General features: G+C 69.0%; 16 protein-coding genes. 2 read left to right on the top strand and 14 right to left on the bottom strand.

The features are described from left to right. The first annotated feature begins 46 nt into the window (after positions 1 to 46). Entirely contained in the window at positions 47 to 169 is a 123-nt protein-coding gene (locus PSC72_RS15000; RefSeq protein WP_274322227.1) for a hypothetical protein, read from the top strand. 51 nt (positions 170 to 220) lie between these two features. On the opposite strand, the gene argS is transcribed toward PSC72_RS15000, so the two are convergent. The 3 genes from argS to PSC72_RS14985 form a co-directional block, all read right to left on the bottom strand. Continuing rightward, positions 221 to 1984 (bottom strand): arginine--tRNA ligase, encoded by a 1764-nt coding sequence (gene argS, locus PSC72_RS14995; RefSeq protein ID WP_274322226.1) that lies wholly within the window; start codon positions 1982 to 1984, stop codon positions 221 to 223. 120 nt (positions 1985 to 2104) lie between these two features. Continuing rightward, positions 2105 to 2773 carry an AIM24 family protein gene (locus PSC72_RS14990; RefSeq protein ID WP_274322225.1) on the bottom strand — a complete coding sequence of 223 codons (669 nt, stop codon included), beginning with the start codon at positions 2771 to 2773 and terminating at the stop codon, positions 2105 to 2107. Between the two features lie 76 nt (positions 2774 to 2849). Beyond that, a complete protein-coding gene (locus PSC72_RS14985; protein WP_274322224.1) occupies positions 2850 to 3653 on the bottom strand; it encodes a MinD/ParA family ATP-binding protein in 804 nt (267 codons plus the stop codon). Positions 3654 to 3945: 292 nt separating this feature from the next. Here PSC72_RS14985 and prf1 point away from each other — a divergent pair, with 292 nt between their 5' ends. Further along, a complete protein-coding gene (prf1, locus tag PSC72_RS14980; protein ID WP_274322223.1) occupies positions 3946 to 5190 on the top strand; it encodes a peptide chain release factor aRF-1 in 1245 nt (414 codons plus the stop codon). A gap of 396 nt (positions 5191 to 5586) precedes the next feature. On the opposite strand, the gene PSC72_RS14975 is transcribed toward prf1, so the two are convergent. The 11 genes from PSC72_RS14975 to PSC72_RS14925 form a co-directional block, all read right to left on the bottom strand. Next, the gene (locus PSC72_RS14975) at positions 5587 to 5979 is read right to left on the bottom strand and encodes a DUF6276 family protein (RefSeq protein ID WP_274322222.1); all 393 of its coding nucleotides are present in this window, start codon (positions 5977 to 5979) and stop codon (positions 5587 to 5589) included. A 94-nt stretch (positions 5980 to 6073) separates the two neighbouring features. Further along, entirely contained in the window at positions 6074 to 6775 is a 702-nt protein-coding gene (locus PSC72_RS14970; RefSeq protein WP_274322221.1) for a V-type ATP synthase subunit D, read from the bottom strand. Positions 6776 to 6917: 142 nt separating this feature from the next. Continuing rightward, positions 6918 to 8000, bottom strand: a complete 1083-nt coding sequence (locus PSC72_RS14965) for a Brp/Blh family beta-carotene 15,15'-dioxygenase (protein ID WP_274322220.1) — start codon at positions 7998 to 8000, stop codon at positions 6918 to 6920. Further along, positions 7991 to 8716: a lycopene cyclase domain-containing protein gene (locus tag PSC72_RS14960; RefSeq protein WP_274322219.1), complete on the bottom strand. Its 726-nt coding sequence runs from the start codon at positions 8714 to 8716 to the stop codon at positions 7991 to 7993. Before PSC72_RS14960 ends, PSC72_RS14965 begins: the two co-directional genes overlap by 10 nt. Positions 8717 to 8817: 101 nt before the next feature. Continuing rightward, positions 8818 to 10812: a bacterio-opsin activator domain-containing protein gene (locus PSC72_RS14955; protein WP_274322218.1), complete on the bottom strand. Its 1995-nt coding sequence runs from the start codon at positions 10810 to 10812 to the stop codon at positions 8818 to 8820. A 143-nt stretch (positions 10813 to 10955) separates the two neighbouring features. Next, positions 10956 to 12368: an ATP synthase subunit B gene (locus PSC72_RS14950; RefSeq protein ID WP_274322217.1), complete on the bottom strand. Its 1413-nt coding sequence runs from the start codon at positions 12366 to 12368 to the stop codon at positions 10956 to 10958. A 2-nt stretch (positions 12369 to 12370) separates the two neighbouring features. Then, entirely contained in the window at positions 12371 to 14149 is a 1779-nt protein-coding gene (locus tag PSC72_RS14945; RefSeq protein WP_274322216.1) for a V-type ATP synthase subunit A, read from the bottom strand. A 1-nt stretch (position 14150) separates the two neighbouring features. Continuing rightward, complete coding sequence (locus PSC72_RS14940; protein ID WP_274322215.1) at positions 14151 to 14474, bottom strand: V-type ATP synthase subunit F; 324 nt, start codon at positions 14472 to 14474, stop codon at positions 14151 to 14153. Beyond that, positions 14471 to 15529: a V-type ATP synthase subunit C gene (locus tag PSC72_RS14935; protein WP_274322214.1), complete on the bottom strand. Its 1059-nt coding sequence runs from the start codon at positions 15527 to 15529 to the stop codon at positions 14471 to 14473. Before PSC72_RS14935 ends, PSC72_RS14940 begins: the two co-directional genes overlap by 4 nt. Then, positions 15526 to 16107 (bottom strand): V-type ATP synthase subunit E, encoded by a 582-nt coding sequence (locus PSC72_RS14930; RefSeq protein WP_274322213.1) that lies wholly within the window; start codon positions 16105 to 16107, stop codon positions 15526 to 15528. The genes PSC72_RS14935 and PSC72_RS14930 overlap by 4 nt, the downstream gene beginning before the upstream one ends. 23 nt (positions 16108 to 16130) lie before the next feature. Continuing rightward, positions 16131 to 16385 carry a hypothetical protein gene (locus tag PSC72_RS14925; RefSeq protein WP_382261804.1) on the bottom strand — a complete coding sequence of 85 codons (255 nt, stop codon included), beginning with the start codon at positions 16383 to 16385 and terminating at the stop codon, positions 16131 to 16133. Positions 16386 to 16484 lie beyond the last annotated feature (99 nt).

The following is a 16484-nucleotide window of genomic DNA, read 5'->3' as shown; positions in this document are numbered from 1 at the left end:
CCACGGCGAACGCGACCCGGACCGGCGGCGCGTCGGAGGTCGACAGATGAGCGCGGGCGACACCGACGACGCCGGCGACGAGCCGGTCCCGGGCTGGTGGGTCTTCGTCTTTCTCGTGCTCGCGCTCGCCACGCTCGCCGGGGTCCTGATCGCCCTCGGCAGCCTCTGAGCGCGGTCGAACCGGGAACGCCGACGACGGATCCGCGCCGAGGCCGCCGGGCTACATCGAGTCGGGAGCGGCGACGCCGAGCAGGTGCAGGGCGTTGCCGACCGTCTCGCGAGCGGCGGCGACCAGCGCGAGGCGGGCGCGCCGGGTCGCCTCGTCGTCGGCCGAGAGGACCGGGCACTCGCGGTAGAAGGCGTTGAACTGCTCGGCGAAGGTGCGAGTGTACGTCGCGACGCGGTGGGGTTCCAGTTCCTCGGCGGCCTCCTCGACGACGGCCGGGAAGCGCGCGATGGTCCGGAGGAGGTCGCGCTCGGCGTCCGTGTCGAGCAGGTCGGCGTCGACCGAGTCGGCCGGTTCGAGCCCCTCGCCGTCGGCCTCGTCGAGGATCCCGCAGGCGCGCGCGTGGACGTACTGGACGTAGGGGGCCGACTGCGCCTCGAAGTCCAGGGCGCGCTCGAACTCGAAGGTGATGGCCTTGGTCGGCTGCTTCGAGACGATGTCGTAGCGGACGGCGCCGGTGCCGACCTGCTCCGCGATGCGCTCGATGTCCGCCTCGTCGAGGTCGTCGTCGCGGATGCGGTCGTCGAGGCGGTCTTCGACCTCCGCGCGGGCGCGGTCGATGGCCTCGTCGAGCAGGTCGTCCAGGTCGATGCCGGTCCCCTCGCGGGTGCTCATCCCCTCGCCGCCGGGGAGGTTCACCCAGGAGTAGAACACCTGGTCGAGCTGGTCGGTGTCGTGGTCCAGCAGTTCGAGCGTCCGGTCGAGCTGCTCGAAGGTGAGCTGGTGGTCCTCGCCGATGACGGTGACCGCGCGGTCGTAGTTGTCGAACTTCCACTCGTGGTGGGCGATGTCGCGGGTCGTGTACAGCGTCGTCCCGTCCGAGCGCAGGAAGACGAGGTTCTTCTCCAGGCCGAACGCCGAGAGGTCGAGCTGCCAGGCGTCCTCCTCGTAGACGGCCTCGTCGAGGGCCTTGAGGCGCTCGACCACGTCGTCGGTCGAGCCGTCGCGCATGAACCGGCTCTCCTTGACGAACTCGTCGAACGCGGCGGGCAGGCGGTCGAGCGTCTCGGTCATCCCCGAGAGGACGGTGTCGACGACGCGCTCGACGCGCTCGTAGACCTCCTCGTCGTCATCTTCGAGGCCCTGCATGATCGCCTCGATCTCGGCCTCGGCCTCCTCGACCTCCTGGGGGTCGCCGTCTTCGAGGAACTCGTTGCCCTTGCGGTAGTAGCGGACGAGTTCGTAGTCGGCCTTCTCGCGCTCCGGCTCGGGGAGATCCTCCTCGTCGAAGGTCTCGTAGGCCCAGGTGAACACGGCGACCTGGCGGCCGGCGTCGTTGACGTAGTAGTGGGTGTCGACGTCGTAGCCGGCGAAATCGAGCAGGCGAGCGACGGCGTCGCCGACGATCGGGTTACGTGCGCGGCCGACGTGGACCGGTCCCGTCGGGTTCGCGCTGGTGTGTTCGACGACGACCGAGGTGTCGCGGTCGGGCAGGCGGCCGTACTCGTCGGACTGGCCGCGCTCGACGGTCTCGGCGAGGTACCGGTCGGTCGGGTAGAAGTTCAGGTAGGGGCCCTGCGTGTCGACGCGCGCCAGGTAGTCGTAGCTCGCGGGGTCGATCTCGGCCGCCACGTCGGCGGCCACCTTCGGCGGCGGGGCGCCAACCTCGTTCGCCAGCCGGAAGGCGACGCTGGAGGCGACGGCGGCGTCGACGTCGTCCGGCGGGCGCTCGATGCCCAGGTCCGCGGTCGGCAGGTCGAGGGCGGTCAGCGCCGCCGCGAGGGCGTCCTCGACCTCCGCGCGCAGGGAGAGATACATACCTCCCGGTTTTCGAGCGGCGGATATATGAATGACGAATGTGCGCGGGACGGCCGCCGACGCGCATCGGTCGTAGACGGCGACGGGCGCGAGGTCGTGCGACCCGCTACGGGCCGATCGTCACTGCCGACCGGGGCCTTCCTCGTAGGGCTGGACGACGACGAACCCCTCTGTCCCCGAGAAGTCGAGCTGGTAGGTCTCGCCGGAGGACTGCCCGATCGCGTCGCTGAGGCTCCGGTCGGTGTTGATGCTCGGCGAGAGGTTGCTGCTCCACGCGACGGTCGCGTCGGGGTCCGTCCGCACCGGCGGTTCGAGCACCAGCGGGTCGCCGTGGGTCGTGATCGCGACCGTTCCCGGTCCCGAGAGGAAGACGTTCGTGAGCCCCGCGGCGGACGCGCCGCCGATGCTCCCGATCGTCCCGATCTCGTAGTCGACGCCGCCCTCGAAGGCGAGGACGTCCTCGCCGTTGACCGAGATGGACTCCTCGTCGCCCAGCCGGAGGAGCTGGATCTTCTTCTCGCGGTCGGCCACGTAGACGTGGCCCTGCCCTTCGACCTCCATCACGGGCGTCCCCTCGCTGGTCGCCTTCTCCTTGATGAAGCCGGTGAGCCCGCCCTCGGCGGAGGACTTGCCGGTGAAGGAGAGATCGCCCGTGTAGGCGACCATCGCGCCGGCCTTGGTGAGGACGGTGCCGTCCACGTCGATGTCGAGTAGCTTGCTGTTCTCCAGTTCGAAGCGCTCGCCGCCCTCGTCGGGGGCGTTCGCGCTGACGAATTCGTCGAGTTCCATGGACCAATCCAGAGCCGCGTGCGCGGCTCTACGCGGAGTTCGACTGCCCGCGTCAAATAAATGCCCGATCCGTCGGTCAGCCGAACAGTCCGAACCGGCCGCCGGAGTCGTCGTCGTCTTCCTCCTCCTCGCCGTCGACGAACCACCCGGGTTCGACGGCGGTCTCGACCTCGTCGATCTCGACGCCCTCGAAGAAGACGCCGATCAGCCGCTCGGTCAGCTGGCGGTAGGCCTCGGCGGCCGCGCTGTCGGGCGCGTTGAGGACGAGCGGTTCCTCGGCGGTCGCCTCGATGTCGTCGGGGACGACCGCGAACAGCTTCGAGTCGAAGCGGTCGGCGATGGCCTCCACGTCCGTCTCGGTCGTCGTCCGGTTGAGGACGGTGCCGATGACCTCGCCGTCGACGCGGTCGGCGAGTTCGGCGGTCTTGATGGCGTCGCCGACGGCCACGTCGTCGGGCGTCGTGATGAGGACGACGCCGTCTGCCAGTCCCAGCGGGACGGTCGTCTCGTGGCTCAGCCCGGCGCCCGTGTCGATGAGGACTACGTCGTAGGCGTTACGCAGCGTCTTGATGACCTTGCTCAGTTTCGCGGGGTCGGCGTCGGCGAACGCCTCCAGGCTCTGCTCGCCGGGGACGATGGTGATCCCGCCCTGCACGTCGGTCAGGGCCTCGCTGACCGCGCGTCCGCCCGCGAGGATCTGGTGGATGCTCGTCTCCGGTTCGACGCCCAGCATCGCGCCGAGGTTCGCCATCCCCAGGTCCGCGTCGACGACGACGACGTCGTACCCGTCCTGTTCCATGGCCGCCGCGACGTTGACCGCCGTCGTGGTCTTGCCGACCCCTCCTTTACCGCCGGCAACGGTACACACGTAGCCCGCCATTGTGTACGTCCAAGTGACGGGTCACACATAAACCCGCCGTCCGTGCTGACGCGCGTCAGACGGCCGCCCGCGGAGATGGCCGGAGTCGACGGTGAAGACCGTCGAACCCGTTCGTCCGTCCAATCGTCCCGTTCGTCACAGCCGACGGGCCGTTCGACTGCTCCGACCGGTCAGTTCGGCGGCCGCTCGGACGGCCGGTGCGTCGACGAATTGCCCCCCGTTCGACGCGCGCGCGGTCGCGCGTCCCGACAGGTCAACACTTACTTAGCCCCGACAGCCCGAACGAGACACAATGAGCGAGCAAGAAGGACAGTCGGACAAACAGAAATACGAGTTCCGCAAGGTCATCGAGGAACTCAAGGGGTACAGCGGATCGGGGACGCAACTGGTCTCCATCTACATCCCCGAGGACCGCCAGATCAGCAGCGTCGTCGCCCACGTCACCCAGGAGCACAGCGAGGCGTCGAACATCAAGTCCAAGGACACCCGTACCGCCGTCCAGGACGCGCTCACCTCTATCAAGGACCGACTGCGCTACTACGACACCTACCCGCCTGACAACGGCATGGTCGTCTTCTCCGGCGCCATCGACACCGGCGGCGGCCGCTCGGAGATGGTCACGCGGACCCTGGAGAGCCCGCCCCAGCCCATCGAGTCGTTCCGGTATCACTGCGACTCGGACTTCCTCACCGAACCGCTGGAGGAGATGCTCGCCGACAAGGGCCTGTTCGGCCTCATCGTCCTCGACCGCCGCGAGGCGAACGTCGGCTGGCTCCGCGGCAAGCGCGTCGAGCCCGTCAAGTCCGCGTCGTCGCTCGTCCCGGGCAAGCAGCGCAAAGGTGGCCAGTCCGCACAGCGATTCGCCCGCCTGCGCCTGGAAGCCATCGACAACTTCTACCAGGAGGTCGCGGGGATGGCCAACGACCTGTTCGTCGACGAGCGCCACGACATGGACGGCATCCTCGTCGGCGGCCCCTCGCCGACGAAAGACGAGTTCCTCGACGGCGACTACCTCCACCACGAGCTCGGCGACATGGTGCTGGGCAAGTTCGACGTCTCCTACACGGACGAGTCGGGGCTGTACGACCTCGTCGACGCCGCCCAGGACGTCCTCGACGAGCACGAGATGCTCCAGGACAAGAAGTACATGGAGCAGTTCTTCGACGAGCTCCACGACGGCGACCTCGCGACCTACGGGTTCGGCCCCACCCGCGAGAACCTCAACATGGGCGCCGTCGAGACGCTGCTGCTCAGCGAGGACCTCCGCCAGGACGTCGCCATCTACGACTGCCCCAACGGCCACACCGAGCGGGAACTGCTCGGCCAGAGCGACGGGCTCGACGACGAGCGACAGTGCGACCGCTGCGGCGAGCCGATGGAGGGCGAACGAGAGGACGCCATCGACTACCTCATGACCATCGCCGACCAGCGCGGCACCGAGACGTACTTCGTCTCGACGGACTTCGAGAAGGGCGAGCAGCTCCTCTCGGCGTTCGGCGGCATCGCCGGCATCCTCCGGTACTCCACCGGCGTCTGATCTGAATCGACTGTCTTCTCGTCGCTGCGCGTTTCTCGTTTTCACCCGCCAGACAGCCGGCCGGCTGGTCGCTGCTACGTTCGCGGCGACGTCGGAAGCGATCGCGGCTACCCGTCGGTTACGAAAGGGGGGAGAGAGAGTGTCGCCGGCGTACCCGGGAGGCGGGGGGAGAGTGCCTCCGTCGGGCCACCACCGGCGACGCGAATTGGGTGCTGGTGGTTAGGGGGGGATTGGGGGGGAGACGACGACGGGTCCTAAGTGTCGTCGCGGCGGCACCTGGCATCGATGCCGCAATCGTTTCTAGCACCCCCGGGTGTAAATGCGGTGTACCTAACAGAGTAGGGAACGGGGCGAGACGGGAACACGTTCGGGGTCGATTCGCCGGACAGCGCGGGGTCACAGCAGCTGTTCGAGCTGGCGGCGACGGGTCCGCAGGTCCGCCTCGGGGTCGACGTCCGGGTCGGCGGCGAGGCGGTCGAGCGCGAGGAGCGGGTCGGTCCCAGCGCGCTCGACGCGCTCCAGGAGCGCGGAGATCTCCGAGCGGTTCGTCGCCAGCGACGGGATCAGCCCGACGAGGAGGACCAGCGGGAGGGCAGCGTCTCGATTCGAGGGGATCGCGTCGCTGATAGCCATGAAATCGGGGATATCCTCGGGCGGGTCGTCGACGGGTCGGAGCGCGAGACAGCCGGTGCACACCTCGGCGCCGGCAGCGTCGGCGGGCAGGTACTCGCGGTACTCCGACGGGACCGAGAACGCGAGCGTCGGTGCGCCGCAGTCGGGACAGTCCATACCGTCGGTGGTGCCGCTTGCGACTAAACGCTGCCGGCGGGTGAGAACGAACGCGAAGAAGAGGGCGAAATCGCAGAACGCAACGGGGCGAGCGTCAGTCGTCGGCCGCGACGGTCTCGGCGTCCTCTTCGGCGTCTTCCGCCTCGGCCTCCTCCCGCTCCTCGGCCTCCTCGCGCTCCTTCTTGTCTTTGATCTTCTTCATGCGGAAGATCTCCTCGCGCTCCTGCTCTTCGAGTTTCTGCTCGATGTACTCCTCGCTGGCGCGGAGTTCGGGGAGGAGCTTGAACTCCAGGGCGTTGACGCGGCGTTTGGTCGTCTCGATCTCGTCGAGCATCTTCTTCATCGCCGTCTCGACCTCTGCGGCGAGGATGATCTGGTCGAGCAGCTCCTCGTAGGCTGAGGCGGCCTCGTCGATGCGGGCGCTGGTCCCGAGGACGCCGTAGCCGCGCTCGTCGAGGTTCTTGGAGACCTTCGTGGCGTCGATCTGGGGGATGTAGACGCCCATGACGCTCTTGGACTCGGTCGTGATCTCCGGGTGTTCCTTGAGCGCGGCGGCGGCGCCGCGGACGGCCACGTCGCCGTCCAGTGCGCGCGCCATGTTGATCGCATTCTGGGCCTCCTGGTACTTCTCGTCGAGGTCCGACCGGACGTCCTGGGCCTCGTCCAGAATGTCCATGAACTCCATGATGAGGCCGTCGCGTTTCTGCTCCAGCGTGTCGTGCCCGCGCTCGGAGAGCTCGATGCGCTCCTCGATCTGCATGAGCTCCTTGCGAGTCGGTTTGACGTCCTCGGCCATTTGATCCGGGTTTGTCGACGTAGGCAGTTAACCGTTTTCAGTTCGGCCGTCCGAAACGCCGGCAGATCGGTCGGACTCGCGGACGAACCGACTCCACGCGGCGGTCGCCAGTCCCCGACCGCCCCGTCGCGTCGAGCGGGCGCTACCAGTAGCCCGCGAACCGGTCCAGCCACGTCACGACGACGACGTGCGGGAGCGTCAACACCGCGATCGCGACGAGATAGACGGCGGCGGCGCCTTCCAGCGTGGTTTCGGGCGCCGGCGCCAGCCGCCAGAGGGCGCCACAGCCGACGAGGGCGATCAGCGTCGGAACGGCCGCCTCGCGGGCGAACCGGGCGAGCGGGCCGGCGAGGTGTCCTCGCGAGAGCGCGTCGCGCGCTCGGCCGTCCAGCACGAGGACGCGTGCGACGTGACGCGGAGCGTGCCAGCAACAGAAGTACAGCCCGACCGCGAACACCGGCGGCACCGCGAGGAAGTACGCCCACAGCAGTGCGGTCTCGCCGGCGTCGAGCGCCCACCCCCGACGGTCGCCGGCGGCGCGATATCCTGCGGCGAGCGTCCCGACCGTCAGCGCGGCGAGGGCGCCACCGAGTGCGAGGCGGCCGTCGGCGCCGAACGGCCAGGCCGGCACCGTCCCGCCGAACGGCGCGACGAACGAGTCGAGGACCGTCCGGTAGCGGCCGGGGAAGGCGAGCAGCGGGACGCCCATCGGGAGCGCGCCGCGGACGGCGACCGTCAGCCCGCGCCGCCAGCGGGCGTCGAGGTGGTCGGCGCCCAGCACCTCGCGAAGCGGGTGGAGTTCGCCCTGCCCCCAGTGAAACCACGTCAGCGCGAGGAACGCGACGGCCGCTGCGGCCGGCGCGAGGAACCAGCCGACGGCGTAGGCCCCGCCGAAGACCAGGTAGACGAGGCCGACGACCGCCAGCCACCGGCGGTCGAGGCGCGCGTGGCGTCCGCGCCGCCACGGCCTGTAGAGGTCGGCCCCGCCGACCGCCGCCCGCGGCAGCGCCGCCCAGTCGACGGCGCCGTGGGGGAGTCCGAAGGCGGCGACGCTGACGACCAGCGGGACGTAGCGCCACTCACGGGGGACCGACAGGCCGAGCGCGAACGCGAGCGTCGCGGCGGCGACCGGGAGCCAGGGGAGCCAACAGACCAGTATCCGGAGCGGACCGCGGGCGGTCGCCGGGACCCCCTCGCTTCCGCTCACCTCGCGAGTTAGCGCCATCGGTGGACCACCCAGCGGAAGAGGACGACCCCCTGGACGACGAAGCAGTTCGTCACGACGAAAAACAGCATCTCCTCGACGGGCAGTCCGGCGACGGCCAGTCCCGTCGTGTACGTCTCGGAGATAGCCCAGACGCCCGCCTCGATCGCGAGGCGGTCTGCGATCCAGAGGTACGCCGAGGGGACGAGGACGGCGACGGCGACGCGACCGCGACGGCGCCAGAGATACCGCCAGCCGACGGCCCACTGGAGCGCCAGCACCGGACCGGCCCACGCGAGGATTGCGCCCAGATAGAACGTTCTTCGCCCGGTGAGCAGCGCCGCACCGACGAGCCCGACGGCGAACCCGGCCGCGGCGCCGGCGATCCGGTCCCGACGGCTGTGTGCGACGCCGTCGACGACCGGGCCGGCGACGTGGACGGTCCACAGCGTCGTCAGCGCGGGCTGGAGGACGAAAAACAGGACCTCCTCGTATGGGACGCCCCACAGCCTGCCCGTGACGGCGTCGGCGCCGTAGGTCCAGACGCCCGCTTCGATGAGCAGGCGGTCCCAGGGCATCGTGTACGTCACCGCCAGCGCGGTGACGAGCGCGAGTCCCCCGCCGCTGACCCGCCAGTCGACGCTGTCCCGGCGGTAGTGGACCGTCGCCGCCAGCACCGCGAGCGCGGGCAGCACGTAGACGGCGTGGAACTGGACGTAGGTCAGCGACGGCGCCATTCGATGCCCGAAGCGTGGGACAGCGCCGCCGTGAATCGTTCGGCCCAGTTCTCGCGGGTGATAGCGACTGATCGCCGCGCGTGGTCGGCAGTAAGGAGGGCCTATCCGTACAGTTCCTCGAAGACCTTCCGCTGGACGGCGCGGAGGTGCTGGTGGAAGGTCGAGCGGCCGATGTCCATCGAGGCGGCCAGATCCTCGCCGTTGGTCTCGCGCGGCCACTCGAAGAACCCGCCGACGATGGCCGTCCGGAGCGCCGTCGACTGGCGGTCGGTCAGCCGGTCGTCGATGCGCGCCCTGACGTCCGTGCGGGTGCCGGCCGGCCGCTCGTGTTCGCGGTACGCCGTCAGGTCGGCGCCGGCCACGCCGTCCTCGACGGCCTCGACGACCTGTCGCGGCTGGGCCTCGGGCGGGCTCTCGACGGTCAGTTCGCCCGCCCCGTCGGAGGCCGACGCCGCCGCGATGCGGCCGCCGCGGTCGAGTAGCAACTGGACGAGGGGCGACTCCGCGACGGTGAACTCGACGACCGAGCGGCCGTCACCGCTGGTCACGGCCGTGCACCCGAGGACGTCCTCGCGGGACGCGGCCGCCTCGACCACGGCGTCGGGGTCGGCGTCCGTCTCGAAGAAGAGCGTCGTCGGCCCCTCCTCGCGCGTGACCGTTCCCGCGTGGACGAACTCGGCGTCGAGTTCCGCCGAGAGATCGACGAAAAACGGGTCCGCGCCCGACAGCGAGAACGTCAGTTCGGTCACGTCGTCCGAGCCGAGCAGCCGCTGGGAGGTCAGGTCGTGCAGCGCCATGGCCGTCGACTGGGCGACCGCCGACAGGACCCGCTCCTCGGGCTCCGAGAGCGACGCGTCCGCCCGGAGCACGACCGCGAGGACGCCGTAACTCACGTCGCCGTACCGGAGCGGGAGCGCCGCCAGTCCGCCCGCGCCGTCGGGGAGCTTGTCGGCGTACACCTCGGGAACGCCGTCGGCGCCGACGAACTGCCGCTCGCCCGTCCGCACGGCGCGAGCGACGGGGTCCTCGGCGTCGGCCGCCAGTTCGAGCGCCGGCGGCTCCGCGTCGCCGGCCCACGTGTCCGGCGTGATGGTGTCCGTGCCGGGTTCGGCCTCGCCGATCCACGCCACCGCGTACTCGTCGGTCGCGACCAGGCGCTCGGTCACCGCCGCTTCCGCCGCCGCGCGCGTCTCCGCGCCGAGCAGGCCGCTGGTCACGTCGGTCACCAGCCCGTCCAGCCTGTCGAGCAGCGCCTCGACCGTCTCGCGTTCGGCCCTGGCTTTCTCGGCCTGGCGCCTGGCCTCGCGCTCGGCCTCGACGCGCTCGGTCACGTCCGTCTGGAACCCGACGTAGTGGGTCACCTCGCCGGCGTCGTTCTCGACCGGTGCGATGTCGACCCGGTTCCAGAACTCCTCGCCGTCGCGAGTGTAGTTGCGCAGTTCGACCCTGACAGGTTCGCCGGCGTCGATGGCCTCCGCCATCTCGGCGACCGACTCGTCGGCGGAGTCGGGCCCCTGGAGGAGGTTACAGTTGCGGCCCAGCACCTGCGCCTCGTCGTAGCCGGTGAGTTCCTCGAAGGCCTCGTTGACGTAGATGAGCGGCGTGTCCCGTCGGTTCCCGTCGGCGATGGTGATGCCGACCGGCGCCTCGTCCATCGACCGGTCCTTGAGCGCCTCGGTCACGTCGGCGAAGCGGCGGTCGGCGTCGGCCAGCGCCGCCTCGACGGCGTCGACGAGCGCCCCCCGCTGTTTCTCGGGCGGGTCCCGGGGCACGTAGTCGGTCACGCCCGCCGAGATGGCGGCGCTCGCCAGGTGTTCGTCGCCGACGGCGGTGAAGATGAGAAAGGGCAGCGCCTCCCACTGCTCGCGCACCTCGCCGAGCAGTTGCAGTCCCGATCCGTCGGGCAGATCCTGCTCGCTGACCACGCACGCCGGCGGGTCCGTCGCGAGCGCGTCGCGCGCTGCCTCCGCGCTCGGGGCGCGCTCGGCGGTGAACCCGGCCTCCCGGAGCGCGTCGACGACCGGCGTCGCCCGCTCCGCGGCGCCGTCGACATAGAGGACGCGCGCACCGGGCCGGTCCCCACTCTCGTTCGTCATGCGCCCATCTACCCGAGCGCATCCAAAGAACGTTACTCCGGAGCGGCCCGGTATCGCGAGTCGCCTGCCCGAGCGGCGGCCGACGAGCGGTCCCGCGAGAGTAGCGCTGGCCGGACAGCGAAACTGAAAGAAAAACTACGGCGTCAGTCCGCGGCGACTTCGGCTTCGACGTCCTCGCGGTAGTACTCCTCGATGTTCTCCTCGTCGATGCGGTTGAGCTCCTCTTTGGGGAGCATCGAGAGCAGGTCCCAGCCGATGTCGAGCGTCTCGTCGATGTCGCGGTCGGTGTCGTACCCCTGCTCGACGAACTGCTCCTCGAACTCCTCGGCGAAGTCGAGGTACTTGTTGTCACGCTCGGAGAGCGCCTCGCGACCGACGATGTTCACGAGGTCGCGCAGGTCCTCACCCTCCGCGTACGCGGCGTAGAGCTGGTCGGAGACGCCGCCGTGGTCCCCGCGGGTCAGCCCCTCGCCGATACCGTCGTCCATCAGCCGGGACAGCGACGGCAGCGGGTCGATCGGCGGCTGGATGCCCTGGCTGTTGAGGTCGCGGTCGACGAGGATCTGCCCCTCCGTGATGTACCCGGTCAGGTCCGGGATCGGGTGGGTGATGTCGTCGGACGGCATCGTGAGGATGGGGATCTGCGTGATCGACCCCTCCTCGCCCTTGATGCGGCCGGCCCGCTCGTACAGCTGAGCGAGGTCGGTGTACATGTACCCCGGGTAGCCACGGCGGCCCGGGACCTCTTCGCGCGCCGCACCGATCTCGCGCAGCGCCTCACAGTAATTGGTCATGTCCGTCAGGATGACCAGCACGTGGTACCCCTTGTCGAAGGCGAGGTACTCGGCGGTGGTCAGGGCCAGTCGCGGCGTGACCGTCCGCTCGACGGCGGGGTCGTCCGCGAGGTTCATGAAGACGACGGAGCGTTCGAGCGCGCCGGTGCGCTCGAAGTCGTCCATGAACTCGTTGGCCTCCTCGGCCGTGATCCCCATCGCGCCGAAGATCACTGCGAACTCGGTGTCGCCGTCGCCGTCGTCGCCTTCTTCCTCCGGGACGGAGGCCTGGCGGGCGATCTGCAGCGCCAGGTCGTTGTGCGGCAGCCCCGAGCCCGAGAAAATCGGGAGCTTCTGGCCGCGGACCAGCGTGTTCATGCCGTCGATGGCGGAGACGCCGGTCTGGATGAAGTCCTCGGGGTACTCCCGGGAGTAGGGGTTGATCGCGGCGCCGACGATGTCGCGCCGTTCGTCCGGGACGATGTCCGGGCCGCCGTCGATCGGGTTGCCCGAACCGTCCAGGACCCGCCCGAGCAGGTCCTCGGTGACGGGCATCTTCATCGTCTCGCCGAGGAAGCGGACCGAGGAGTTCATGTCGATCCCCTCGGTGCCCTCGAAGACCTGGATCGCGACGTGGTCGGACGAGGAGTCCAGCACCTGGCCGCGGCGGGTCTGGCCGTCGCCGGTCTCGATCTCGACGATCTCGTCGTAGCCGATGGGCTCGTCCGTCTCGACGTGAACCAGCGGACCGCTGATTTCCGTGATTGTCTGGTATTCTTTCATTGTTAGTACAGGGAGCGCAGTTGCTCGGCGATGTCGTCTTCGAGGTCGTCGACGAACTCGTCGACCTCGTCGTCGGGCGTCGTGCCGATCCGGTTGAGCCGCGGAACGGCGTCGATGCCCGTGATCTCGTCGATCGGGACGCCCGCTTCGAGGGCCTGCTCGGCCTCGTCGTTGAACGTCCGGATCGCGCCGAGGATCCGGTAGGTCTTCTCCGGCGGACAGTAGCGGTCGACGTCGTGCAGCGCGTTCTGCTGCAGCCACGCCTCCTTGATGTACCGGGCGACCTCCAGCGTCAGCTGCTGGTCTTCCGGCAGGGCGTCCTTGCCGACGAGCTGGACGACCTCCTGCAGTTCGCCGTCCTCGTCGAGGACGTCGATCGCCCACTGGCGCTGTTCGGGCCAGTCGTCGGCGACGTTGTCCTCGAACCACGGGTCGAGCTGGTCGCGGTACAGCGAGTAGGAGTCGTTCCAGTTGATCGCCGGGAAGTGGCGCTTCTCGGCGAGGTCGGAGTCCAGCGCCCAGAACGTCTTGACGATGCGCAGCGTGTTCTGGGTGACCGGCTCCGAGAAGTCGCCGCCGGGCGGCGAGACGGCGCCGATGGCCGAGATGGAGCCCTCGGTGCCGTTGATGTTGTCGAAGTAGCCGGCCCGCTCGTAGAACTGCGAGAGGCGGGCGGCCAGGTAGGCCGGGTAGCCTTCCTCACCGGGCATCTCCTCCAGTCGCGAGGAGATCTCGCGCATGGCCTCGGCCCACCGCGAGGTGGAGTCGGCCATCAGCGCCACGTCGTAGCCCATGTCGCGGTAGTGCTCCGCGATGGTGATCCCCGTGTAGACGCAGGACTCACGGGCCGCGACGGGCATGTTCGACGTGTTCGCGATGAGGCACGTCCGGGCCATCAGCGCGTTCCCGGTCTGCGGGTCGGGCAGCTCCGGGAAGTCGTCGATGACCTCGGTCATCTCGTTGCCGCGCTCGCCGCAGCCGATGTAGACGACGATGTCGGCGTCGGCGAACTTGGCGAGGCTCTGCTGGGTGACGGTCTTCCCGGAGCCGAACGGACCCGGGATGGCCGCGGTCCCGCCCTTCGCGAGCGGGAACAGGCCGTCGAGGATGCGCTGACCGGACGTCAGCGGCTCGGTCGGGGTCTGCTTGTCCAGCGTGGGTCGGGCCTCGCGGACCGGCCACTCCTGGCGCATCTGGACCTCCGTCCCGTCGTCGAGTTCGACGACCGTGTCCTCGACGGTGAAGTTGCCGGACTCGACCGAGACGACCTCGGCCGTCTCGCCCTCGTCGAGGGCGTGCGGCGGCACCATCACCTTGTGGTCGATACTGGGCGTCTCGGGGACGCTCCCGACGATGTCGCCGCGACCGACCTCGTCGCCCTCCTCGACTTCGGGGGTGAACTCCCAGGTCTTCTCCAGGTCGATACCGGGGGCGTCGACGCCGCGGTCGAGGAACGCCGACCCCATCTTCTCTTCGAGGACGTCCAGCGGGCGCTGGACGCCGTCGTAGATGGAGTCCAGCATGCCAGGACCGAGGTCGACCGACAGCGGCGACCCCGTCCCTTCGACGGGTTCGCCCGGGGCGACCGCGGACGTCTCCTCGTAGACCTGAATGGTCGTAATCTGCCCCTCGATCTCGATCACCTCGCCCATCAGTCCCTCTTCGCCGACGTAGACGACGTCGTTCATCTTCGCGTCGAGGTTCTTGGCCGTGACGACCGGTCCCGACACGCTCTCGATGACGCCGTCCTCGCGAACGGTCGTGTCTGTTGCTTGGCTCATGTTAGTCTTCCTCCATCAGGTCGATGCCGATGGCGCGTTTGATCTGCTCGCGGAGTCCGCTGGAGCCCGCGCCGCCACCGAGGGTGACCAGCACCGGCTCCACGCTCGTCTCGACGTCGGACCGAACGCCGCGGGAGAGTCGCTCCAGGTCGTCGTCGTGCATCACGAGGATGCCCACGTCGTCGTCGTCCAGCATCTCCCGGACCGCCTCGTCGAACTGTTCGTCTGGGTCGTCGTCGCGGACGTCGGCGAACCGCCGGACGCCCGCCAGTCGGAAACCCGTCGTGAAGTCGGGGCTCCCGACGACGCCGATCTCCTGGCTCATATTGTCACCAGCTCCTCTTCGATCTGGTCCGGGCTCAGGCCCGCTTCGCGGCCGCGGGCGATCGCCCTGACGTTGTCGACCTCGCGCTCCTTCGCGAGGACGAACGAGAGCACCGGACACACGGATAGGGGATAGCGATTTGAAAGGGTGTCGGCGTACTCCAGCAGCGCCGCGTCGAGCGCGTGCTCGAACTCGATGAGGCTCGCCGCCTCGTCGAGGACGCGCAGCGCGTCCGAGAGGTCGTCGCCGTAGGTGCTCTCGCGGATCCGCTCGACGAGCAGCGCCTCGTCGTCGACCAGCTGTCGGAGCTCGGCGGCGTCGAACAGCCGCCCGCCCTCGATGAAGTACTCCGCCGGGTCCATGTCGGTGTCCGTCCGGGCCAGCCGGAGCGCGTTCCGGAGGTTCCGGAAGTCGATCTCCGCCCGCAGGAACTCGACGTACAGCTCGGTCGGCCGGTTGGGGTTCGACGGCAGCCCCTCGATGAGCATCTCGTAGAACGTCCGGTCGACCGCGTTCTCGAGCGGGACGAGCAGGTCCGTCTCCTCGTAGTCCTCCATCGCGGCGACGAGCGGCTCGCCGAATATCGTCCCGTCGAGCGCGGCGACGACGTCCTCGACGGATTCGGCCGCGACGAGCGATTCGAGCAGCGGCTCGGAGAACTCCCCGGCGCGGATGAGGTCGTCCTCGACGTCCCCGGCACTGGCGTCCGAGTAGACGCCGCGGAGGACCGTCTTGACGTTCCAGGCGTCGAACTTCCGCAGGTAGCGGGCGACGTAGTCGTACAGCCGCCCCTCGCACCAGCGGAGCAGGTCCTCGAAGTGGTTCGCCAGGTTCTGGTTCAGGGCGTACTCGATGAGGTCGACGCCGGAGTGTCGCGAGCCGAGGCGGTTCATCTCCTCCTCGTACTCCGACTCCTCCATGAACCGGGCGATCTCGCCGGGCCCCATCCGGACCAGCTTCCGGTAGTCGTCGTCGTCGAACAGCGACGCCCGCCGGGACCGGACCCGGGCGTTGACGTACTCGTAGTTGCTGGTCTCGTATTCGGAGGCACTCATTGTGCTTCGAACAGCCGGTCGCTGATCTCCCGGAGGTTGTCCTCCCAGACGTCTTCGAGCAGCGAGTCGAACGTGTTGTTGACCCGGACGCGGGAGGTCTCGCTCTCGACGACGACGCCGCCGAGGCAGTCGCGCTCGCCGGCGTGCTCGTAGCCGAACTCCTCGGCGAGGTCCTCCAGCAGCGCCGCGTCGTCGGCGCGACCGTAGACGCTCACGTCGTCGTCCTCGTCGAACTCGGTGCTCGCCGCCTCGAGCAGCGTGCGGGTCAGGTCCTCGCGGCGCTCTCCTTCGAGGGAGGCGAGCTCGTCCTCGACGGCGTCGCGGACGTCCTGGAGGACGTCGCGGCGCGCTTCCAGCCGCGCCTGCTTGGCTTCGAGTTTCGCGCTCGAGAGCTTCTGTTCGCGCTCCTGCTCGATGGTGGCCTCGACCTCCCGCTGGCGCTCCTCGCGGATCGCTTCGGCCTCGGCCTCGGCCTCCTCGGTGATCTCCTCCGCCTGTGCCTCGGCGTCGGCCCGAATCTCGTCCGCACGCGCGCGGGCCTCGTCTCGAATGTCCTCTACGACAGTATCGAGGCTCATGTGTAGTGAAAGGGGGAGGAGTGTTAGTTCGCGATGAAGATCGTCACGAAGGCGATGATGATCAGTGTCTCCGGCAGCGCTGTGAAGATCAGCGCCGGAACGAACATGTCATCGTCCTCCGCGACGGCGCCGACGGCGGCGGACCCGATGCCGCGCTGTGCGTAGCCCGTCGCGAGAGCCCCGAGACCGACCGCGATGGCCGCTGCGCCCTGGTTGTTAAGTGCCGGACCGCCCTGCTGCAGTGCAACTTCCGCCATCTGAATGGTGGTGTCCATCATAGTTGTGATCGAACTCGCGGATTTGGTTTCCGTACAGGTGTTGTATACTCTATCCAGTTCATAAAGGTTCTCAAATACGTCGATAGACATTCCGAGTCC

Source organism: Halosimplex aquaticum, from assembly GCF_028747785.1.
Lineage (GTDB): Archaea > Halobacteriota > Halobacteria > Halobacteriales > Haloarculaceae > Halosimplex > Halosimplex aquaticum.
Note: the sequence above shows the minus strand (reverse complement) of the source record. Positions and strands in the feature narration are given on the sequence as shown.

Bases quoted from the DNA above. Each gene is read 5' to 3' on its own strand.
- PSC72_RS15000 (WP_274322227.1), top strand. From the start codon at position 47: ATGAGCGCGGGCGACACCGACGACGCCGGCGACGAGCCGGTCCCGGGC.
- argS (WP_274322226.1), bottom strand. From the start codon at position 1,984: ATGTATCTCTCCCTGCGCGCGGAGGTCGAGGACGCCCTCGCGGCGGCG.
- PSC72_RS14990 (WP_274322225.1), bottom strand. From the start codon at position 2,773: ATGGAACTCGACGAATTCGTCAGCGCGAACGCCCCCGACGAGGGCGGC.
- PSC72_RS14985 (WP_274322224.1), bottom strand. From the start codon at position 3,653: ATGGCGGGCTACGTGTGTACCGTTGCCGGCGGTAAAGGAGGGGTCGGC.
- prf1 (WP_274322223.1), top strand. From the start codon at position 3,946: ATGAGCGAGCAAGAAGGACAGTCGGACAAACAGAAATACGAGTTCCGC.
- PSC72_RS14975 (WP_274322222.1), bottom strand. From the start codon at position 5,979: ATGGACTGTCCCGACTGCGGCGCACCGACGCTCGCGTTCTCGGTCCCG.
- PSC72_RS14970 (WP_274322221.1), bottom strand. From the start codon at position 6,775: ATGGCCGAGGACGTCAAACCGACTCGCAAGGAGCTCATGCAGATCGAG.
- PSC72_RS14965 (WP_274322220.1), bottom strand. From the start codon at position 8,000: ATGGCGCTAACTCGCGAGGTGAGCGGAAGCGAGGGGGTCCCGGCGACC.
- PSC72_RS14960 (WP_274322219.1), bottom strand. From the start codon at position 8,716: ATGGCGCCGTCGCTGACCTACGTCCAGTTCCACGCCGTCTACGTGCTG.
- PSC72_RS14955 (WP_274322218.1), bottom strand. From the start codon at position 10,812: ATGACGAACGAGAGTGGGGACCGGCCCGGTGCGCGCGTCCTCTATGTC.
- PSC72_RS14950 (WP_274322217.1), bottom strand. From the start codon at position 12,368: ATGAAAGAATACCAGACAATCACGGAAATCAGCGGTCCGCTGGTTCAC.
- PSC72_RS14945 (WP_274322216.1), bottom strand. From the start codon at position 14,149: ATGAGCCAAGCAACAGACACGACCGTTCGCGAGGACGGCGTCATCGAG.
- PSC72_RS14940 (WP_274322215.1), bottom strand. From the start codon at position 14,474: ATGAGCCAGGAGATCGGCGTCGTCGGGAGCCCCGACTTCACGACGGGT.
- PSC72_RS14935 (WP_274322214.1), bottom strand. From the start codon at position 15,529: ATGAGTGCCTCCGAATACGAGACCAGCAACTACGAGTACGTCAACGCC.
- PSC72_RS14930 (WP_274322213.1), bottom strand. From the start codon at position 16,107: ATGAGCCTCGATACTGTCGTAGAGGACATTCGAGACGAGGCCCGCGCG.
- PSC72_RS14925 (WP_382261804.1), bottom strand. From the start codon at position 16,385: ATGATGGACACCACCATTCAGATGGCGGAAGTTGCACTGCAGCAGGGC.